This window comes from Pseudomonas sp. NPDC089734, from assembly GCF_044748865.1.
GTDB lineage: Bacteria > Pseudomonadota > Gammaproteobacteria > Pseudomonadales > Pseudomonadaceae > Aquipseudomonas.
In genome coordinates, this window is the sequence record NZ_JBIVGV010000003.1 from 121,508 (window position 1) to 139,482 (window position 17,975).

The following is a 17,975-nucleotide window of genomic DNA, read 5'->3' on the forward strand; positions in this document are numbered from 1 at the left end:
ACTTGTAGCTTCCAGCTTGTGCCTTTGAACTACACCGCCAGATCGCCGCCATCGGCGCGCTGGATGACTACGGTTGAAGCACGTGGCCGGACGGTTCCGACAGTGACGTCGGTGGCCACATCGGTGGATGGCCAGTTACCCGGGTGCTGGATGTTGATGAACATGGTCTTGTTGTCCGGCGTAAAGGCCAGCCCCGTGACTTCGCTGCCATTGGGGCCAACGAAGAAACGACGCAAGTCACTCTGGTTCTGGGCGTTGACCGGAATCTGATTGCCCTGTGCATCGACCATATTGGTCGGAATGACCGCCAGCATCTGGTCGTTGGTGTAGCTGGTGATGGTGGATTCGCTATTGTCGGTCTGTACCCACAACACACCACGGCTGTCGAAGCTCATGCCGTCGGGGCTGGCGAACTGGTTCAGTTCGGTCAGGCCGGAACGGTTGATATCTGCGGTACCGGAAGCATTGGCGCCAAAGACGAAGATATCCCAGGTGAACGACACCTGATCGTCGGCGTCATGCCAGCGGATGATGTGCCCGTGCTTGTTATCGATTCGTGGGTTGGCCGCGTTGGCCGTCGTGCGGCTGGTGTTGTTGGTCAGGGTCAGATAAACGTCGCCATTGAGCGGGTTGACGGCCGTCCACTCAGGGCGGTCCATCGGTGTCGCGCCGACGGCATCCGCAGCGCCGCGAGTGTTGAGAATGATGCCGGGCAGGTCGGTGAACTTGGCGCCGAGGGTGCTGCTGTCGGTCGTGGCGGTGGCTACATCGAGCAACAACCAGTTACCACTGCCATCGGCATTGAAACGGGCAACGTAGAGTTTGCCGCTGTCCATGTACTTGGCACCGGTCGCCAGGCGATCGCTCGGCGTGGCGTCCGCCTCGTCCCACAGGGCTGTGGACACGAATTTGTAGAGGTATTCATTCTGCGAGTCGTCGCCCATGTAGAACACCACCGGCTTGCCTGGAGTGGTCAGGCCCGGCCAGCAGCCTTCGTGACGGAAGCGTCCGAGTGCTGTGCGTTTGACTGGCAAAGTGCTGGCGTCGTAAGGGTCGATTTCAACGATGTAGCCATAGGTGCTGGCTTCGTTGCGGTAGTCGTCCGTGGCAGTGGCACCGCTCTCGGTGATGTTGAAACGAGTGAACTCGCCGTTGACCTCGGAAGCATCGCCTGCAGCGGTTTCCCAGCGATAGTTGCCATTGGCGGTCGCGATGCCAATACGCACCTGATCGGCAGGGCGTGTGCCGGTGTTGACGAAAATGCCCGGCCAGTTTTCTTCACAGGTCAGGTAGGTGCCCCATGGCGTATAGCCGTTGCCACAGTTGTTGTTGGTACCGCGAGTCTGGCTGCCGTCGGTCGAGAACACGGTTTTGACGTGATCGGTGCCTTTCAGCGGGCCGGACAGGTTCATCAGCGAGGCCGTGGTGAAGCGGCGGTTCAGCGGGTCGTTTTCCACCACCTGCCAGCGGTTGCCGACCTTGCTGATGCGGACGACGCCAGCGCCATGGGCATTGATTTCCTTGCGTACTTCTTCGACCGGACGGACGCCGCCCACCAGCGTTGCGCCGGACGGGTGCAGGGCGCTTTGATCGATGTATTCAAAGTTGATCGCGAGCAGGCCGTCGCTGGAACTGCCATTGATGGGGAAGTAATGCATGCCGTCGTGGTGCATGCCCATCGAGTTGGCCTGATCGGTGGAGGTGTTGGTGCCGTCGCTTTTCCAGGCATTGGCCAGGCTGCTGAGCGGTGTGCCCCAGGGTGCCAGGACGTAAGCGGTATAACCGGCGGCGATGGTGACCGCGTCGGTGAGGGAACCTGGAATCGAGGTGAAACCCAGCTTCAGCCCGGGTTCCGATGCCACCGGGTCATCTGAATCGCTGCCGCTGTCGAAGCAACCGGTCAGCCCTGTGCCGGCAATCATTGCAATGGCGGCACCGAGCCCGCCACGTACCACGCTGCGACGGCTCAGGTAGGTGTCGAGCACGGATGACATCGGCTCATTGTTACTCAGGTTGCGGTTCAGGTTGTCGCCGGTATTACGACTCATTCATCAGGTCCTTTTTATGAAGTAGGTTTGGAAAAGGAACCGGGACTGTAGAAGTCGAGTGTGATGATTCATTGGCAGTTTTATTAATAAGCCGACTAAAAAATGTATTAGTTATTTCCTTTTGTAACGAGAGCGCTTGTCAGGCCCAAGGGTTAAAAATCTGCCATCAAACTGTCATTTCCCATCGCCAATATGCCGCCCCTGTGAAGAGTCAGCCTCAGGACATAAGAACGATGGCTTCAATGGCGCGACGCGATGTGTTGGGATGGATGGCGGCAGGTGCCATGGCGCCGTTGCTGTCGGCTTGCTCAAGTCTCCAGAGCACAGGCGCTGTTGCCAGTGGTGACCATGTCGATCTGCTGTATGTGGCCGACACCCTGGATGCGCGTCAGCCGGGCAGACCGGTTGTGCCTGCCACCCGTCTGGGACCGGCGACACGGATCGGTCAGGCACCCTGGATCAGTGGCGTCGATGCCCATGTCCATGCCCCTGACCAGATCCAGCTCAACAGCCTGCTCGACGCCAGCCTGAGCCCACACATCGAAACCGGTGGCTATCCGGTACTGGGTGCGTTGTTGCAGCGTTTTCGCCGTGAAGCCGGAGAGGGCAACAGCCTGACGCTGGAAAACGGCCAATGCTGGAATGGCAGTGGCCTGGCTTATCTGACTCAAGGCCGGTCCGGGGCTCAGGGCAGCGCATTGCTGGGCACAGAAGTTCGGGTCAGCAGCGATGAACGTCTGTTATGGCCGCAACAGTGCGCCGGTCTTTATCGTCAATTCGGTCATCCGGTATTGGGCGCCGATCTGGCTGCCGATGTCAGCCAGCGTCTGGGAACGGAAGCCGTGGCCTTCTTTCTCCGGAGCGGAATCCGGATTGCGGTGGTGGGTATTACCGACCCGTATGCCCGTGATCAAAAAGCATCCCTCAAACAATGGCATGACAGCCTGCAACCGGCCCTTGAGCGTGCCCGGGCCGATGCCGATCTGGTGATCGCACTGGCGGATGTCGGCACCGGTCCGGGCTTCTGGCTGGCCGAACGTCTGCCACAAGTCGATCTGGTGCTGTGTGCCCGGGGGCAGGATCTCTGGCCGCATCCAGTGGACATCATGCAAGCCTCTGGAAAACGCGTGCCCGTGGTGCTGGGCGGCACCCGAGCCAGCGGAGCCTTTCGCATTCGTTGCCAGATGGCGGGCGGGCAATGGCAGTTCACGGCGCGCTTTCATCCGGCGCTGGAAAACACACTGACGGCCAGTGATCAGGTTGAGGCTCAACGCATCCGGCAGGTTGCCCAACAGCAACGCGCCACCCATGCCGGCTGGCTCGATCAACCACTGGCCCGCGCGCCGGAAAACCTCTGGCGTCGGGATGTACGGGGCGGCAGTTGGGATCGATTGCTGCATGAGGCCTTGGCTGAACATCCGGACAGCGCCGTTTTACTTCCGGGCCTGCGTTACGACAGCCCTCTGGCTCAAGGCCAGATGATTACCCGTGAGCACCTGATCAGCCTGACGGCCAGCTACCCGGCGCCGGTTGTGAAGGTGTCGGCCAGACAAGTCCCGCAGGTGCTGGAAAACGCTGCCGAGCAAATGTTCGGTGAGATGCTTTTGCTGGACAACAGCCAGGATTTGCCGCGCTGGCAAGGCCAGCCCTGGCAAGTGACCTACAGCGCCAGCGGCAAGCGGGTCAGTGGTGTGGGCGAGCCTGCCGGGCAATGCCGAACCTTTGGCCTGGGTTTTGATGCGCAGGCCGGCGAGCCGCTCTGGCAGCATCTGGAAGCCTGGCTTCGTGAGCGTCCGGCCGACTGGCGCATAGCGTCCTTGCAGCGACCGCAAATGCGTTACGTGCAAGGGCATCCCGGCTGGCATCCCCGTGAGTCGGCCGTGTGACGCGTCTTGTCGGAGCAAGCCATGGCGCATTGGTGATGCTGGCCGGCTGGCTGGCCGCGCAATGTGTGCTGCAAGTCTGGCATGGCCTGGCGCAACCGGCTCCTGCTCCTCTAGCGAGCGCTCCAGTGGCAGACCTGTTGAGTCGGCATTGGCGGACTGGCCCCATCCTCAACAATGAATTGCCCCTGACCACACTGAACATCCAATACCTGGGCGGCCTCAAGGCCAGTCCCCTGAGTTCTACGGTCGTGGTGCTGCGTTTCGAACAACGTCAACGCACGCTGGCTCGCGGCCAGAAACTGGCCCCCGGCATTCTCTTGCAGGACATCGATGAGTTGGGCCTGGTGTTCGACAACAACGGCAAGCGCGAACGTTTGCCCTGGCCCCCGCAACGGCCGTCCTTCGGCTTCAAGCAACAGGGATAAGCATGACCATCAATCTTCTCAAGCAGCCACTGCGTCTTGCCTTTCTGTTGTGTGCTCTGGCCATGAGCGGCGTGAGCGCTGAAGAAGAGCCGCTTTACGAGGTCAATTTTGTCGATGCCGAACTCTCGGAATTCATTGACAGCGTTTCGCGTATCACCCACACCACGTTCATCATCGATCCACGGGTCAAGGGCAAGGTGACCGTGCGCAGCAGCGAGATGCTGGGCAGTGAAGAGATCTACGACATTTTCCTGGCTCAATTGCGTGCCCAGGGTTTTGCCGCGGTTGATTTGCCCAACGGCAGCGTCAAGATCGTCCCCGATCAGGCGGCCCGCCTGGAGCCCGTACCCGTGGAGTCGGCCCGCAATGCCTCGCAAGTCAATGACGGCATGGCGACCCGTGTGTTCAACGTGCGCAATGCCGCCAGCGAACAGATGCTCAATATCCTCAAACCGCTGATCGACCCGCGAGTGGGTGTGATCACGCCGTATCCCTCAGCCAACCTGTTGGTGATTACCGATTGGCGCAGCAACCTGGATCGTATCGACAGCCTGCTGGTGCAACTCGATCAGGTGAGCCAGGAACCGCTGGAAGTGCTGCCGTTGAAGAACGCCAACGCCAATGACACGGCGCAATTGGTTACTCGCCTGCTGGCCCGCGAGCAGGGCGCCGACACTGCGCAGGTGGTGGCTGACCCGCGCAGCAATGCCTTGCTGGTCCGCGGCAGCACTGACAGCCGCGCCAGGGTACGGGCTTTGCTCACGCAACTGGATAAGCCGTACGACCCACAGCACAACGCCAATACCGTGGTGATCTACCTGCGGCATGCCAATGCGGCCGAAGTGGTCAAGGTCTTGCGGGGCCTCAGTCAGGATATTGCGGCGCCGACCTCTTCGGCCCAAGGCAGTGAAAAATCCCTGCCAGTCAGCACCTCGGGCATTCGCATGGAATACGAGGAAGGCACCAACGCTGTGGTGATGGTGGGGCCGGACAGCGAGTTGACGACTTATCGCAACATCGTTGAACAACTGGATATCCGGCGTGCGCAGGTGGTGGTCGAGGCCATCATTGCTGAGGTTTCGGACACCCGTGCGCAGGAACTGGGTGTGCAGTGGCTGTTTCAGGGCGACAGTTTCGGCGGCGGTGCGATCAACTTCAGTGGCAACGCCCCGAGCGTCACCAGCGTGGGCGCTTTGGTGCAAGCCAGCGATACGGCCGGTCTCGGTCAGTTGTTGTCCAGCGTTCAGGGCGTGACCGCAGGTGTCGGCAACCTGAATGGCGGCGGGCTGAATTTCATGGCGCTGCTCAATGCCTTGAAAAGCCAGAGCGGTTTCAACCTCCTTTCGACCCCGACCCTGCTGACTCTGGATAACGCCGAGGCTTCGATTCTGGTGGGCCAGGAAGTGCCGTTCGTGACGGGGTCGGTGACCCAGGACAACACCAACCCGTACCAGACCATCGAGCGCAAGGAGGTCGGCGTGAAGCTGCGGATCAAGCCGCAGATCAACATCGACAACACCGTGCGCCTGGACATCGTGCAAGAAGTGTCGTCGATTGCCGACAGCACCAGCGCCAGTGACGTCATCACCAACAAGCGCGAAATCAAGACCAAAGTCATGGTCGAGGATAACGGCCTGGTGGTGCTGGGGGGGTTGATCGGGGATGAGTCCACCACCAGCGATCAGCGTGTGCCTTTGCTGGGTGATATTCCGGTGTTGGGTCGGCTGTTTCGCTCCGACGCAACGCAACGGGTCAAACAGAACCTGATGGTGTTCATTCGCCCGCGCATCGTGCGCGACGGTGAAACCCTGGCGCAGCTCAGCAGTGAGAAATACCGCAATCTCAAGACCAACACCTCGCTGCCGTTACCGGGTATCGCAGAGGGCGACACGCTGTTGCAATTGTTTCCGTCCAGCCGCGATCGACTGGAAAAGGGCGCATGGTAAACGCACTGCTGCCCTATCGAATCGCACGCCAGACCGGTGTTGCGAAGGTGCCGGTTGAAGCCGGCTGGCACCTGTGGCTACGCAGCGGGAGCGACACCGACATGTTGCGGGAAGTGATGCGTGTATATGGCGCGCCGAGTGCGGTCGAACACCTTTCGACACAGGATTATGAAACCCGTCTGGGGACGCTTTATCAGGCGGGCGAATCGGCAACGGCCGCTTTGATCGATGGCATTGGCGAACAGGTTGACCTCGACAGTCTGATGAGTGAATTGCCGAAGATCGAAGACCTGCTGGAGAACGACAACGACGCACCGGTGATTCGCCTGATCAACGGCCTGTTCGGTGAAGCCTTGCGCCTTCGGGCCTCGGATATTCATGTGGAAACCTTTGAAGCCAGCCTGGTGATTCGCTTGCGCATCGACGGCCATCTGCGGGAAGTGCTGCGTCCGCCGCGTGCGTTATCGACGATGCTGGTGTCGCGAATCAAGGTCATGGCCCGGCTGGACATCGCGGAAAAGCGCCAGCCGCAGGACGGCCGGATTACCCTGCGCTCTGCCGGGCGTGAAGTGGATATTCGGGTGTCGACCTTGCCGGGTATTCATGGCGAGCGCGTGGTGATGCGGGTCCTGGACAAGCAGGCGAGTTTGCTGGACCTGAGCAATCTCGGCATGCCACCTGAAGTGGAACAGGGGCTGCGCGCCTGTCTGCAACGCCCCAACGGGATTGTGCTCAGCACTGGCCCGACCGGCTCGGGCAAGACCACCACGCTCTACGCGAGCCTCAACAGCCTCAACGATGGTTCCTGCAACATCCTCACGGTCGAAGATCCGGTTGAATACGCCATCACCGGCATCGGCCAGACGGCGATCAACCCCAAGGCCGGAATGACCTTTGCCAATGGCTTGCGGGCCATTTTGCGCCAGGACCCGGACGTCATCATGCTCGGCGAAATCCGTGACCGGGAGACCGCGCAGATCGCGGTCCAGGCCAGCCTGACCGGGCATCTGGTGCTTTCCACCCTGCACACCAACAGTGCCGTAGGCGCGGTGACCCGTCTGCGGGACATGGGCATCGAACCCTTCCTCATCGCCTCGACCCTCAAGGGCGTGCTGGCCCAGCGACTGGTGCGGCACTTGTGTCATTGCGCCGTGGCGCAGCCCTTGCAGCAGGCCGAGCGCATGCTGTGGCCGGAACTGTCCGGTCTGACCGAGAGCTTTCACCCTCAAGGCTGCGACGCTTGTCAGGGCAGTGGCTATGACGGCCGGATGGGGTTGTACGAATTCATTGAGCTGGACGCAGGCCTGATTGCCTTGCTGTACGACGGCGCCAGTGAAGTGGCCATGCAGGATTACCTGACGGACAAGCGTCAGAGCCTCGCGGCCATGGCCAGCGAATGTTTGCGCCGAGGCGAAACCAGCCTGGCGGAAGTGTTACGTGCGGTGCGGGGCTGATCCGTGCCGACTTATCGCTATCAGGCCCTCGACCCGGCAGGGCGTACGCACAAAGCGAGTCTGCAGGCTGAAAGCGAGCGTCATGCCCGGCAACTGTTGCGCGAGCAAGGGCTGTTCGCCCGGGACTTGCAGATCCAGGATTCGACCTCGCGCAGCCCGCGCGGCCAGCGCCTCAATCACAGCCAGTTATGTGAGCTGACCCGGCAGTTGGCGACACTGTTGAGTGCCGGGATTCCTCTGGTGGATGCTCTCGCGACCCTTGAGCGGCAACTGGCCGAGCCCGCGATTCGCAACCTGTTGGTGTCCGTGCGTGGTGCGCTCGGGGAAGGTCACAGTCTGGCCCAGAGCCTTCGTCGTCAGGGCGGTCTGTTCGGTGGGCTTTATTGCGCACTGGTGGAAGCAGGGGAGCGCTCCGGCAAGCTGGCGCCGGTGCTGGAACGTCTGGCCGAGCACCTTGAGCAAGTCCAGCGCCAGCGGCACAAGGCCCGTACCGCAATGATTTATCCGGCGGTGCTGATGCTGGTATCGCTGGCCGTGGTCATCGGTCTGATGACCTTCGTGGTTCCCAAGCTCACCGAGCAGTTCAGTCACACCGGGCAGAGCCTTCCTCTGATTACCCAATTGTTGATCGGCATCAGCGAAGGGCTGGTACGTATCGGCCCCTGGCTGCTGGGATTGGCGCTGCTGACGGCGGCCGGAGGCGGATTTCTGTTGCGCAAGCCGCAGTGGCGACTGCGTCTGGACCGGGCATTGCTGCGCCTGCCCAGGGTCGGGTTGCTGCTGACGGTGCTGGAAAGCGCCCGGCTGGCCCGCAGCCTGGCGATTCTGGTGGGCAGCGGCGTGCCGTTGCTCGAAGCCTTGCACGTGGCGACCGCTACGGTGGGCAACCGTGAAGTGCATCGCGCTCTGGAAACCGTGCGCGAACAGGTCGAAGGCGGCGTCAGCCTGCATCGTGCCTTGAACACGGCCGGTCATTTCCCGCCGCTGCTGCTCAATATGGTCGCCAGTGGCGAGGCCAGCGGAACCTTGCCGGACATGCTCGAACGGGTTGCGGACAACCAGGAGCGCGGGTTCACCCGTCAGGTGGACATGCTCATGGCCTTGTTCGAGCCCTTGATGATTCTGGTGATGGGCGGCGTGGTGCTGTTCATCGTTCTGGCTGTGCTGTTGCCGATCATGCAGCTCAACCAAGGGCTTACTTTCTGATTCATGGAGAATCGCTTTATGCCTGCATCTTCTTTGCGCCGCCAACGCGGTTTCACGCTGATGGAAATCATGGTGGTGATTTTCATCATCGGCCTGCTGATCGCCGTGGTGGCGCCCAGTGTTCTCGGCAATCAGGACAAGGCCATGCGCCAGAAAGTCCTGGCCGACCTGTCCACGCTTGAGCAGGCGCTGGACATGTATCGTCTCGATAACCTGCGTTACCCCAGTTCCGAACAAGGGCTGGCGGCACTGACCCGTGCGCCGACGGTCGAGCCTCTGGCGCGTTCATGGCGGGCCGATGGCTATATCCGCCGCCTGCCAGCCGACCCGTGGGGTAATCCTTATCTCTATCGTGCCCCCGGTGAGCACGGGCGTATCGATATCTACTCGCTGGGCGCCGATGGGGTGCAGGGCGGTGAAGGCACCGATGGCGATATCGGTAACTGGAACCTCTAGGCGTGAAGGCTGAGCGGGGCTTCTCACTGCTGGAAATGCTGGTGGTGTTGCTGATCATCGGCTTGTTCAGTGGTTTGAGTGTGGCCTGGCTGGATTCAGGCGATGCCCCGATGCAGCAGGCTCTTGAGCGCCTGGCTGCCGAAGCCCGGACGCAGGCGGCGCAAGCCCGGCACAGCGGTCAGGTGCTGGGGATGCGCTGGAATGGTCGTCAGCCGGAATTTGTGCGCTTGACCCGCACCCATGATCAGACGCACTGGGTTGCCGATGAATCCCGCATGAAACCCTGGCCCGCAGAGTTGCTGGCGGACTGGCCTGCATCTGATGAGCCCCGCGTGGTATTCACCCCGGCGGGTGTGGCCAGGGCGTCGGTCTTGAACTGGCAATGGCCCGAAGGGCAGCAGCGCTGGGAATGGCGTACCGATAACAGCCTCACCCAAGTGAAGTGGCCATGAAGCGCCAGCGCGGCTTTACCTTGCTGGAAGTGATGGTTGCGCTGGGCATTGCAGCGGTCATGGCGATGATGGTCAGCCAAATGTTGCGCCAGCGCATCAGCGTGCATCAGGCCGTTCAGCAGCATCGCCTTGGCGCTCTGTGTGCCCGCGAGCTGGAGGCACGATTCGGTGTCGAGCGGTACTGGCCGCAGATCAACAAGGTCAGCGGTGAATTACAGCAGGGCGACAAGATGTGTTACTGGCGACTTGAGCTGGGCATGACGAGTGTTCAGGGCTTGCGACGGGGGGAACTGGCGCTGTTCGCCGCCCGTGATGAACGCGAACCGCTGGGCCATTTCACTGTATTTCTGGTGCGCCCGTGAGTCATGGGCAACGGGGACTGACCCTTGTTGAATTGCTGGTGGCAATGGCGTTGACCGCCGTGGTCGGTGTGGTGCTCGCGACCCTGGTGAACGGTTGGATAACGGTACGTGAGCGTCTGGCCGAGCCCGGCAACGAACCGGTGGTGCTGGAGTTCTGTCTAGCGCTGGAGCGGCGACTGGATGGGCTGGTGTTGCGGCGTTTGTATGAAAAACGGTTGCCGCTGCCCGTCATGCGGCTCGATTGGGAACCTGCTGCCAACCGGCTTGGCTGGGTCGCATTGACCGCCTGGCCCGAAGTTGAGGGGCAATCGAGGCTGCAACGGCAGCGACTGGAATTCAGCCCTCGCGAAGGGCGCTTGAGCCTGTCGACCTCGGCCGACCTGTATGCCGCAGACGCGCCTCGCTGGGAGAGGCGCGAGTGGCTGGATGGCGTCGATCAGGTTCGTTTCAGTTTTTATCAGGGAACCCGTTGGCTGGCGTTTCCTTCCACTGTCGCACTTCAGCCCGACCGGGGCGTGCGACTCGAATTCGAGCGTCATGGAGCACCGTATGTCTGCACTTTCAGCTTGCCCGATGGTCGTCCGTGAATCGGTTTTTCGCCATGTTTGAACGCTGGCGGGCCAAGCGCCGGGCCGAGCGGCACTGGTTGCTGTTGCGTCCGGCGGCCTGTGCTGAAGGCGTGTGGCAATGGCGACGTTTGCCTGGTACCGAACACGGTGATTGGCCGCCGCCTGCGCATTACGTGCAGGATACGGTCGCGTTGATCATGCCGTCCGCGCAATGCAGCCATTTTCAGGTGCCAGCGCCACCGGGCCTCAAACCGCATGAGTGGCCGCTACTGCTGGAAGATCTGCTGCAACAGCCTGCTGAAGACGTGCAGATCAGTTGCCTGTCGAAGAGGGCCGGGTCTCTGGAGTTGCTGGTTGTGGAGCGCGCTTGTGTTCAACGCTGGCTGGCGGCGTGTGAAACGCTGGGTGTGTCGCCGGATTACCTGTGGGCCGAGCTGCAATTGCTGCCTGTTCAGGCACCGGGCCAGATAGTGGAGTGGGCTCGCCCCGAAGGCCGTTGCCTGATACGGGGCGCTGACAATGGCGTGCAGCATTGGCTGGTGTGGCCTGAGGTCTTGGGTGAACTGCCTGACGGCTGGCGCCCATCGACGGAAGAAATGGCCGGACCCTGGCCTTCCCGATGGGCTTCTCTGAGTCGTTTGCCCAATGCGCTGGAACGCTCGGATAAGCGGCGCCCCAAGGCCCGGCAGCGAGCATTGCCGTTCAGTAGAACCCAGCTTCGTCTGGTATCGGCCTGTGCGGTACTGGCTCTGTGCTGGGGGGCTCTGATGCTGGGGCAGTTCTGGCAACAGGTTCCGGTCTGGAAGGCTCAGGTCGAGGCGGTGACCGGTCAGGTTGGCAGCGCGCAACAGGCCGCACGACTGCTGTCTCGTCTTCAATCCGAACAGACGGACTGGCGAAGCCGCCAACAGCAGATTGTCGAGCTGGAACAGGCTGTGGCGATCTGGCTCGACCGTCAGCGAGACTGGGGTGTGTCCGGGACTTACTTCGATGGGCGAACCTTGCGATGGGTCTTGAGCGGCAGCGCTCCGCCCCCGGCTCTGGATCACTGGCAGAACATGGCCAGGGCCGTGGGCGCCAGGGTCAGTGTCGAGGCGAATGAAAAAATGTCCCTGCTCACGCTCAACTTCACTCTGGATGCGCAGCCATGAATGAATGGATTCAGCGCGCTTCAAGCGCTTTTGTCACGTTACCGCCTGCCCGACGCTACGCACTGCTGGCGGGGTGGGTCGTGATACTGACGTTGCTGCTGGTGTTGATGGGCCGTCCGTTGCTGCTCTGGGCCAAGGACCTGCGCCAATGGCCGTTGCTGGCGCAGCAGGCCCAGGCGCTGAATACCGGCGCAACGTTTTCCAGCGAATACTGGCAGGCGCTGGCCAGTGCCCGAGGGCTGGTGCTGACGCGGGTCGAGCAGCGAGGCGACATCTGGCAGTTGCAAGGTGAGCTGGCTCGGGCCGAAACCCTGACCCACGTGATGCGCAGCATTCAGGAGCAGGGCGGACGACCGCTGCGCTGGAGCCTTGAGCAAGGGCATCAAGGGTTGGTGTTCAATCTGGATGTGGGTCGTGCCGGGAGGCGTCCATGAGTCGCAGGCTTTGGATGCTCGGGGCCTTGGTTTTTGTCCTGACGCTTGTACTGAATGCACCGGCTGCATTTGTGGCCCGTTTTGTCCCGTGGGCGCCGGGCTGGCAGCCACAAGGGATCGAAGGGACCCTGTGGCGTGGGCGGGCGGAAAGGCTGGGTGCCGTGGGGCCTTTGAGCTGGAACATCCGGCCCTTGAGGGGGCAGGCGCAAGTGCGTGCCGGCTATCAGCAGCAAGCCTGGGAACTGAGTGCGTACGGCTGGCCCTGGGCGTGGAAAGCAGAGCTTGCGCCGATCGCCAGCCTTGTCACACCCGCTGCGGGCCATGTGCTGGACGGTCGTTGGCAGGGCCGTCTGTCTATGTCCGGGCTCGGCGCGAGTTGTACGTCCAGCCAAGGGGATCTGCAAGGCAAGGACCTGGCGTTGCTGTCACCCTGGATGGTGGTGCTGGGCAATGCTCACCTCACGCTTGAGTGCCGGGAAGGGCTCAAATTATTGGCCGAGGTCCGGCGCGACGGCGAGCACCGTTTCGAGATCGGAGTGGAACCTGCCGTCAGTCGGGTGACGGTGAGCGGTTGGGTCGAGCCAGCAGCCATGGTGACGCCGGTGCTGGTCCAGACTGGCCTGCTCAAGGCGGGGGCTTCACAGTTTGAAAAGGTTCTGGGTAAACGCTGAGGTTTACTTCTTGTCCCGGCCATGGCTGGCCAGACGCTCCAGGGCAGCACGCAGTTTGGGGTCAGTGATGCCTTCTGCGGTGGCCTGGATGTTTTCGGCCGCAGCCGATGACAGGTCGATGGTATGACCCGCAGCACCTTGTTGCACGGTGGGCGGTTGGACCTTGAAGAGAATGCGTGTCAGGTTGGCGAATTCATCGAAGGCGACCAATTGCCGCTGCAGGCGCTTTTGCTGGTAGCGCAGGCGTGTGGCCCAATGACCGTCGGTCACGATCAATACCAGGCTGCCTTCGCGCCATGACGCCACATGGCAATGTTCCTGGGCGGCCGGTTGCAGCTGGCTTTCGAGCAGGCGTTGAAGGTGGCTCAGGCGTTCGGCGTGGCGAAAAATGGCTTTGAGAGGCTTGGCGTCGCGCAGCAGAACGGCAGGTGTTCGAGCATTGAGGGGACGAAAGGCCATGGGAGCAATGCCAAAGGGGTGACAAGGTCGCCATGTTAACAGAAAGCGTTGTTGCGGCTTCGTTCAAAGCGCTTTCCGTGCTTTTATATGTAAATCAATGAGTAACTTCTGCCCCAGGCGGGTTGAAGTGTTGAAAAATGGCCCCATAGTAGGTCTGCCCCGTCACAGCGCTGTGCCAGCATCGTGGAATAACGCCACTTTCCTCACCATCGTTTCCGGGTAGAATACTCGTTCGCATGCGGCCATCAGGCTGCACGGGCGACTCACGGGGCCGCCCTCCATTCCTATGTGTGGAAGATCCTGTCGATATGTTTGCGCCTTTGTTAAAAAAACTCTTTGGAAGCAAGAACGAGCGTGAAGTCAAACGCATGCTCAAGACGGTACAGATCGTCAATGGCTTTGAAGAGCAAATGGTTGCCCTTTCGGATGAGCAACTGCGTGCCAAGACCGAGGAGTTCAAGGCCCGTATAGCCAAAGGCGAGACCCTCGACAAACTCCTGCCCGAAGCGTTTGCCGTGGCCCGCGAGGCAGGCAAGCGTGTCATGGGCATGCGTCACTTCGATGTGCAGTTGATCGGCGGCATGACCCTGCATGAAGGTCAGATCGCCGAGATGCGTACCGGTGAGGGCAAGACCCTGGTCGGTACACTGGCCGTTTACCTCAACGCACTGTCCGGCAAGGGCGTACACGTGGTGACCGTGAACGACTACCTGGCCCGTCGTGACGCCAACTGGATGCGTCCGCTGTACGAATTCCTCGGCCTGACCGTCGGTATCGTCTCGCCGTTCCAGCCGCCGGAAGAGAAGCGTGCAGCCTACGCCTCCGACATCACCTACGGCACCAACAACGAATTCGGCTTCGATTACCTGCGCGACAACATGGCTTTCAGCATGGAAGACAAGTTCCAGCGCGAACTCAACTTCTGTGTCATCGACGAAGTCGACTCGATTCTCATCGACGAAGCCCGTACGCCGCTGATCATTTCCGGTCAGGCTGAAGACAGCTCCAAGCTGTACACCGAGATCAACCGCCTGATCCCTCGTCTTGTAAGGCACATCGAGGAAGTGGAAGGCGAGGTCACCAAGCCGGGCCACTACACCATCGACGAGAAGAGCCGTCAGGTCGAGCTGAACGAAGCCGGTCACCAGTTCATCGAAGAGCTGCTTACCGAAGTCGGTCTGCTGGCCGAAGGCGAGAGCCTGTACTCGGCGCATAATCTGGGCCTGCTGACCCACGTCTATGCCGCTCTTCGTGCCCACACGCTGTTCAACCGCAACGTCGAATACATCGTCCAGGACGGTCAGATCCTGCTGGTCGACGAGCACACCGGTCGTACCATGCCGGGCCGTCGCCTGTCCGAAGGCCTGCACCAGGCCATCGAAGCCAAGGAAAACCTGAACATCCAGGCCGAAAGCCAGACCCTGGCCTCGACCACCTTCCAGAACTACTTCCGTCTGTACAGCAAGTTGTCCGGCATGACCGGTACTGCCGACACGGAAGCGTTCGAGTTCCATCAGATCTACAACCTGTCGGTCATGGTCATCCCGCCGAACAAGCCTCTGGCGCGCAAGGACTTCAACGACCTCGTCTACCTGACGGCCGAAGAGAAGTACGCGGCCATCGTGACCGACATCAAGGCCTGTCTGGCGGAAAACCGTCCGGTTCTGGTCGGTACGGCGACCATCGAAACTTCCGAGCACATGTCCAACCTGCTCAAGAAGGAAGGTATCGATCACAAGGTCCTGAACGCCAAGTTCCACGAAAAGGAAGCGGAAATCATTGCGCAGGCCGGTCGTCCGGGTGCGCTGACCATCGCCACCAACATGGCCGGTCGCGGTACCGACATCCTGCTGGGCGGTAACTGGGAAGTCGAAGTCGCCAACCTGGAAAACCCGACGGACGAGCAGATTGCCCAGATCAAGGCCGACTGGCAGAAGCGCCATCAGCAAGTGATCGAAGCGGGCGGCCTGCACGTGATCGCTTCAGAGCGTCACGAATCGCGCCGCATCGACAACCAGTTGCGTGGCCGTGCCGGTCGTCAGGGCGATACCGGTTCCAGCCGTTTCTACCTGTCCCTCGAAGACAGCCTGATGCGTATCTTCGCCTCTGACCGGGTGAAGAACTTCATGAAGGCCCTGGGCATGCAGTCCGGCGAAGCGATCGAGCACCGCATGGTGACCAACGCGATCGAGAAGGCACAGCGCAAGGTCGAAGGTCGCAACTTCGATATCCGCAAGCAATTGCTGGAGTTCGACGACGTTGCCAACGAGCAGCGTAAAGTGATCTACCACATGCGCAACAGCCTGCTGGCGGCCACCAACATCGGTGACACCATCAGCGACTTCCGCGAAGAAGTGCTCAACAATCTGGTCAGCCAGCACATTCCGCCACAATCGCTGCCCGAGCAGTGGGATGTGGCCGGTCTGGAAGCTTCGCTCAACAGCGACTTCGCCGTGAAACTGCCGATCCAGCAGTGGCTCGACGAAGACGATCACCTGCACGAAGAAACCCTGCGCGAGAAGATTCTGGCTGAACTCCTGGCTGCCTACAGCGAGAAGGAAGATCAGGCCAGTGCCGAGGCGCTGCGCACCTTCGAGAAGCAGATCCTGCTGCGCGTGCTGGACGACCTGTGGAAAGACCACCTGTCGACCATGGACCACCTGCGTCACGGTATCCACCTGCGTGGTTATGCACAGAAGAACCCGAAACAGGAATACAAGCGCGAATCCTTCACCCTGTTCCAGGAACTGCTGGATTCGATCAAGCGCGACACCATCCGCGTCCTGTCCCACGTTCAGGTCCGCCGCGAAGACCCCGAGGAAGAAGAGGCGCGTCTGCGTCGCGAATCCGAGGAACTGGCCAAACGCATGCAGTTCCAGCACGCCGATGCACCCGGGCTGGAGCAGCCTGCACTGGCTGAGGAAGGCGGTGATGTGGCGGTCGCGACCGCACCGGTTCGCAACGACATGAAACTGGGCCGCAACGAGCTGTGCTGGTGTGGTTCGGGCAAGAAGTTCAAGCACTGTCATGGCCAGATCAGCTAAGGCCCTGACGCTGTAATCTCTACGCCGCGACCGGCTCACCTGTCGCGGCGTTTTTTCATTGATAGCCGTCCCGTGAAGACGGCACAGATACTGCTCGAGGAGCGCGCCCCATGGCTGTTGGTCTTGGTCCTTTGCCTACACTGCACCCGGTTCCCGGTTTTGAACTCGGCATCGCTTCTGCCGGCATCAAGCGCCCGGGGCGCAAGGATGTCGTCGTCATGCGCTGCGCCGAAGGCTCCAGCGTTGCAGGCGTCTTCACCCTGAACGCGTTCTGTGCGGCGCCGGTCATCCTGGCCAGACAGCGAGTACAGGGCACCGTGCGTTATCTGCTGACCAATACCGGTAACGCCAACGCCGGTACCGGCGAGCCAGGCCTGGCGGCTGCCACGCGCACCTGCGCCCGGCTGGCCGAACTGGCAGGTGTCGACGCCAGCGCCGTACTGCCTTACTCCACTGGTGTGATCGGCGAACCGTTGCCTGTGGAAAAGATCGAAGGCGCGCTGCAAGCCGCTCTCGATGACCTGTCTGTGGATAACTGGGCTGCCGCAGCGACCGGCATCATGACCACCGACACCTTGCCAAAAGGTGCCAGCCGTCAGTTCCAGCACGAAGGCGTGACGGTCACCGTGACCGGTATCAGCAAGGGCGCAGGCATGATCCGTCCGAACATGGCGACCATGCTCGGCTACATTGCGACCGATGCCAAAGTTTCCCAGCGCGTGTTGCAGGACCTGATCCGCGACGGCGCGAACAAGTCGTTCAACCGCATCACCATCGATGGCGACACCTCGACCAACGACTGCTGCATGCTGATCGCCACCGGTCAGGCTGACGTGCCTGAAGTGACGGAAGCCAAGGGCCCGCTGTTCGAGGCACTGAAAAAAGCCGTCTTTGAAGTCTGCATGGAAGTGGCCCAGGCCATCGTTCGTGACGGCGAAGGTGCGACCAAGTTCGTGACCGTCGAAGTCAATGGCGGCGGCAATCATCAGGAATGCCTGGATGTGGGCTACGCAGTGGCTCACTCGCCCCTGATCAAGACCGCGCTGTTCGCTTCCGATCCCAACTGGGGCCGTATCCTGGCTGCCGTGGGCCGTGCAGGCGTACCGGATCTGGACGTGAGCAAGATCGACGTCTTCCTCAGTGGCGTATGCATCGCCAGCAAAGGCTGCCGTGCAACGACCTACACTGAAGCGCAGGGCGCGGCAGCCATGGCCGAGGAAGAAATCACCATTCGTATCGAGCTGGGGCGCGGCGATTGCAGCGAAACGATCTGGACCACCGACCTGTCCCATGAGTACGTGAAGATCAACGCGGAATACCGCACCTGATCCATCTGCAGGAGCGAGTTCATTCGCGAAGAGGGCATTCCAGGCCGTGCATGTGTTGCGGATGCACTGGCCTATTCGCGGATG

16 protein-coding genes are annotated in these 17,975 nt (G+C 61.1%); 14 read left to right on the forward strand and 2 right to left on the reverse strand.

Annotation, left to right across the window (positions count from 1 at the left end):
* Positions 1–29: 29 nt before the first annotated feature.
* Entirely contained in the window at positions 30–2,048 is a 2,019-nt protein-coding gene (locus tag ACIPY9_RS05330; RefSeq protein ID WP_400697695.1) for a PhoX family protein, read from the reverse strand.
* A 233-nt stretch (positions 2,049–2,281) separates the two neighbouring features.
* Between ACIPY9_RS05330 and ACIPY9_RS05335 the strand changes: the two genes are divergently transcribed.
* The 12 genes from ACIPY9_RS05335 to ACIPY9_RS05390 all read left to right on the forward strand — a co-directional run bounded on the left by ACIPY9_RS05335 (position 2,282) and on the right by ACIPY9_RS05390 (position 13,060).
* A complete protein-coding gene (locus ACIPY9_RS05335) occupies positions 2,282–3,934 on the forward strand; it encodes a lipoprotein UxpA (RefSeq protein ID WP_400697697.1) in 1,653 nt (550 codons plus the stop codon).
* 35 nt (positions 3,935–3,969) lie between these two features.
* Complete coding sequence (locus ACIPY9_RS05340) at positions 3,970–4,359, forward strand: pilus assembly protein PilZ (protein WP_400698303.1); 390 nt, start codon at positions 3,970–3,972, stop codon at positions 4,357–4,359.
* Positions 4,360–4,421: 62 nt separating this feature from the next.
* On the forward strand, positions 4,422–6,305 hold the full coding sequence (gene gspD, locus ACIPY9_RS05345) for a type II secretion system secretin GspD (RefSeq protein ID WP_400698306.1): 1,884 nt from the start codon (positions 4,422–4,424) through the stop codon (positions 6,303–6,305).
* A gap of 5 nt (positions 6,306–6,310) precedes the next feature.
* Positions 6,311–7,759 carry a GspE/PulE family protein gene (locus tag ACIPY9_RS05350; RefSeq protein ID WP_400698308.1) on the forward strand — a complete coding sequence of 483 codons (1,449 nt, stop codon included), beginning with the start codon at positions 6,311–6,313 and terminating at the stop codon, positions 7,757–7,759.
* A 3-nt stretch (positions 7,760–7,762) separates the two neighbouring features.
* Entirely contained in the window at positions 7,763–8,965 is a 1,203-nt protein-coding gene (gene gspF, locus ACIPY9_RS05355) for a type II secretion system inner membrane protein GspF (RefSeq protein WP_400697699.1), read from the forward strand.
* Between the two features lie 18 nt (positions 8,966–8,983).
* Positions 8,984–9,421 (forward strand): type II secretion system major pseudopilin GspG, encoded by a 438-nt coding sequence (gene gspG, locus ACIPY9_RS05360; protein WP_400697702.1) that lies wholly within the window; start codon positions 8,984–8,986, stop codon positions 9,419–9,421.
* A 2-nt stretch (positions 9,422–9,423) separates the two neighbouring features.
* Entirely contained in the window at positions 9,424–9,873 is a 450-nt protein-coding gene (gene gspH / locus ACIPY9_RS05365) for a type II secretion system minor pseudopilin GspH (RefSeq protein ID WP_400697705.1), read from the forward strand.
* Positions 9,870–10,235: a type II secretion system protein gene (locus tag ACIPY9_RS05370; protein ID WP_400697708.1), complete on the forward strand. Its 366-nt coding sequence runs from the start codon at positions 9,870–9,872 to the stop codon at positions 10,233–10,235. The genes gspH and ACIPY9_RS05370 overlap by 4 nt, the downstream gene beginning before the upstream one ends.
* Complete coding sequence (locus tag ACIPY9_RS05375; protein WP_400697711.1) at positions 10,232–10,822, forward strand: type II secretion system protein J; 591 nt, start codon at positions 10,232–10,234, stop codon at positions 10,820–10,822. Before ACIPY9_RS05370 ends, ACIPY9_RS05375 begins: the two co-directional genes overlap by 4 nt.
* Positions 10,823–10,836: 14 nt before the next feature.
* Entirely contained in the window at positions 10,837–11,955 is a 1,119-nt protein-coding gene (locus ACIPY9_RS05380; protein ID WP_400697713.1) for a type II secretion system protein GspL, read from the forward strand.
* Entirely contained in the window at positions 11,952–12,389 is a 438-nt protein-coding gene (gspM, locus tag ACIPY9_RS05385; RefSeq protein WP_400697715.1) for a type II secretion system protein GspM, read from the forward strand. The genes ACIPY9_RS05380 and gspM overlap by 4 nt, the downstream gene beginning before the upstream one ends.
* Positions 12,386–13,060, forward strand: coding sequence for a hypothetical protein (locus ACIPY9_RS05390; RefSeq protein ID WP_400697717.1), 675 nt, complete (start codon positions 12,386–12,388; stop codon positions 13,058–13,060). Before gspM ends, ACIPY9_RS05390 begins: the two co-directional genes overlap by 4 nt.
* Before the next feature lie 3 nt (positions 13,061–13,063).
* Here the strand turns inward: ACIPY9_RS05390 and ACIPY9_RS05395 are convergent, their stop codons facing one another.
* Entirely contained in the window at positions 13,064–13,519 is a 456-nt protein-coding gene (locus tag ACIPY9_RS05395) for a DUF721 domain-containing protein (protein ID WP_400697720.1), read from the reverse strand.
* Positions 13,520–13,827: 308 nt separating this feature from the next.
* Between ACIPY9_RS05395 and secA the strand changes: the two genes are divergently transcribed.
* Together secA and argJ are read left to right on the forward strand one after the other, a co-directional pair.
* Positions 13,828–16,563 (forward strand): preprotein translocase subunit SecA, encoded by a 2,736-nt coding sequence (gene secA, locus ACIPY9_RS05400; RefSeq protein WP_400697723.1) that lies wholly within the window; start codon positions 13,828–13,830, stop codon positions 16,561–16,563.
* Positions 16,564–16,673: 110 nt separating this feature from the next.
* Positions 16,674–17,891, forward strand: coding sequence for a bifunctional glutamate N-acetyltransferase/amino-acid acetyltransferase ArgJ (argJ, locus tag ACIPY9_RS05405; protein WP_400697725.1), 1,218 nt, complete (start codon positions 16,674–16,676; stop codon positions 17,889–17,891).
* Positions 17,892–17,975: the final 84 nt, after the last annotated feature.

Excerpts from the sequence above, each read along its gene's own strand:
- ACIPY9_RS05330 (WP_400697695.1), bottom strand. The coding sequence starts at position 2,048 with ATGAGTCGTAATACCGGCGACAACCTGAACCGCAACCTGAGTAACAAT.
- ACIPY9_RS05335 (WP_400697697.1), top strand. The coding sequence starts at position 2,282 with ATGGCTTCAATGGCGCGACGCGATGTGTTGGGATGGATGGCGGCAGGT.
- ACIPY9_RS05340 (WP_400698303.1), top strand. The coding sequence starts at position 3,970 with ATGCTGGCCGGCTGGCTGGCCGCGCAATGTGTGCTGCAAGTCTGGCAT.
- gspD (WP_400698306.1), top strand. The coding sequence starts at position 4,422 with ATGAGCGGCGTGAGCGCTGAAGAAGAGCCGCTTTACGAGGTCAATTTT.
- gspG (WP_400697702.1), top strand. The coding sequence starts at position 8,984 with ATGCCTGCATCTTCTTTGCGCCGCCAACGCGGTTTCACGCTGATGGAA.
- ACIPY9_RS05370 (WP_400697708.1), top strand. The coding sequence starts at position 9,870 with ATGAAGCGCCAGCGCGGCTTTACCTTGCTGGAAGTGATGGTTGCGCTG.
- ACIPY9_RS05380 (WP_400697713.1), top strand. The coding sequence starts at position 10,837 with ATGTTTGAACGCTGGCGGGCCAAGCGCCGGGCCGAGCGGCACTGGTTG.
- gspM (WP_400697715.1), top strand. The coding sequence starts at position 11,952 with ATGAATGAATGGATTCAGCGCGCTTCAAGCGCTTTTGTCACGTTACCG.
- ACIPY9_RS05390 (WP_400697717.1), top strand. The coding sequence starts at position 12,386 with ATGAGTCGCAGGCTTTGGATGCTCGGGGCCTTGGTTTTTGTCCTGACG.
- ACIPY9_RS05395 (WP_400697720.1), bottom strand. The coding sequence starts at position 13,519 with ATGGCCTTTCGTCCCCTCAATGCTCGAACACCTGCCGTTCTGCTGCGC.
- secA (WP_400697723.1), top strand. The coding sequence starts at position 13,828 with ATGTTTGCGCCTTTGTTAAAAAAACTCTTTGGAAGCAAGAACGAGCGT.
- argJ (WP_400697725.1), top strand. The coding sequence starts at position 16,674 with ATGGCTGTTGGTCTTGGTCCTTTGCCTACACTGCACCCGGTTCCCGGT.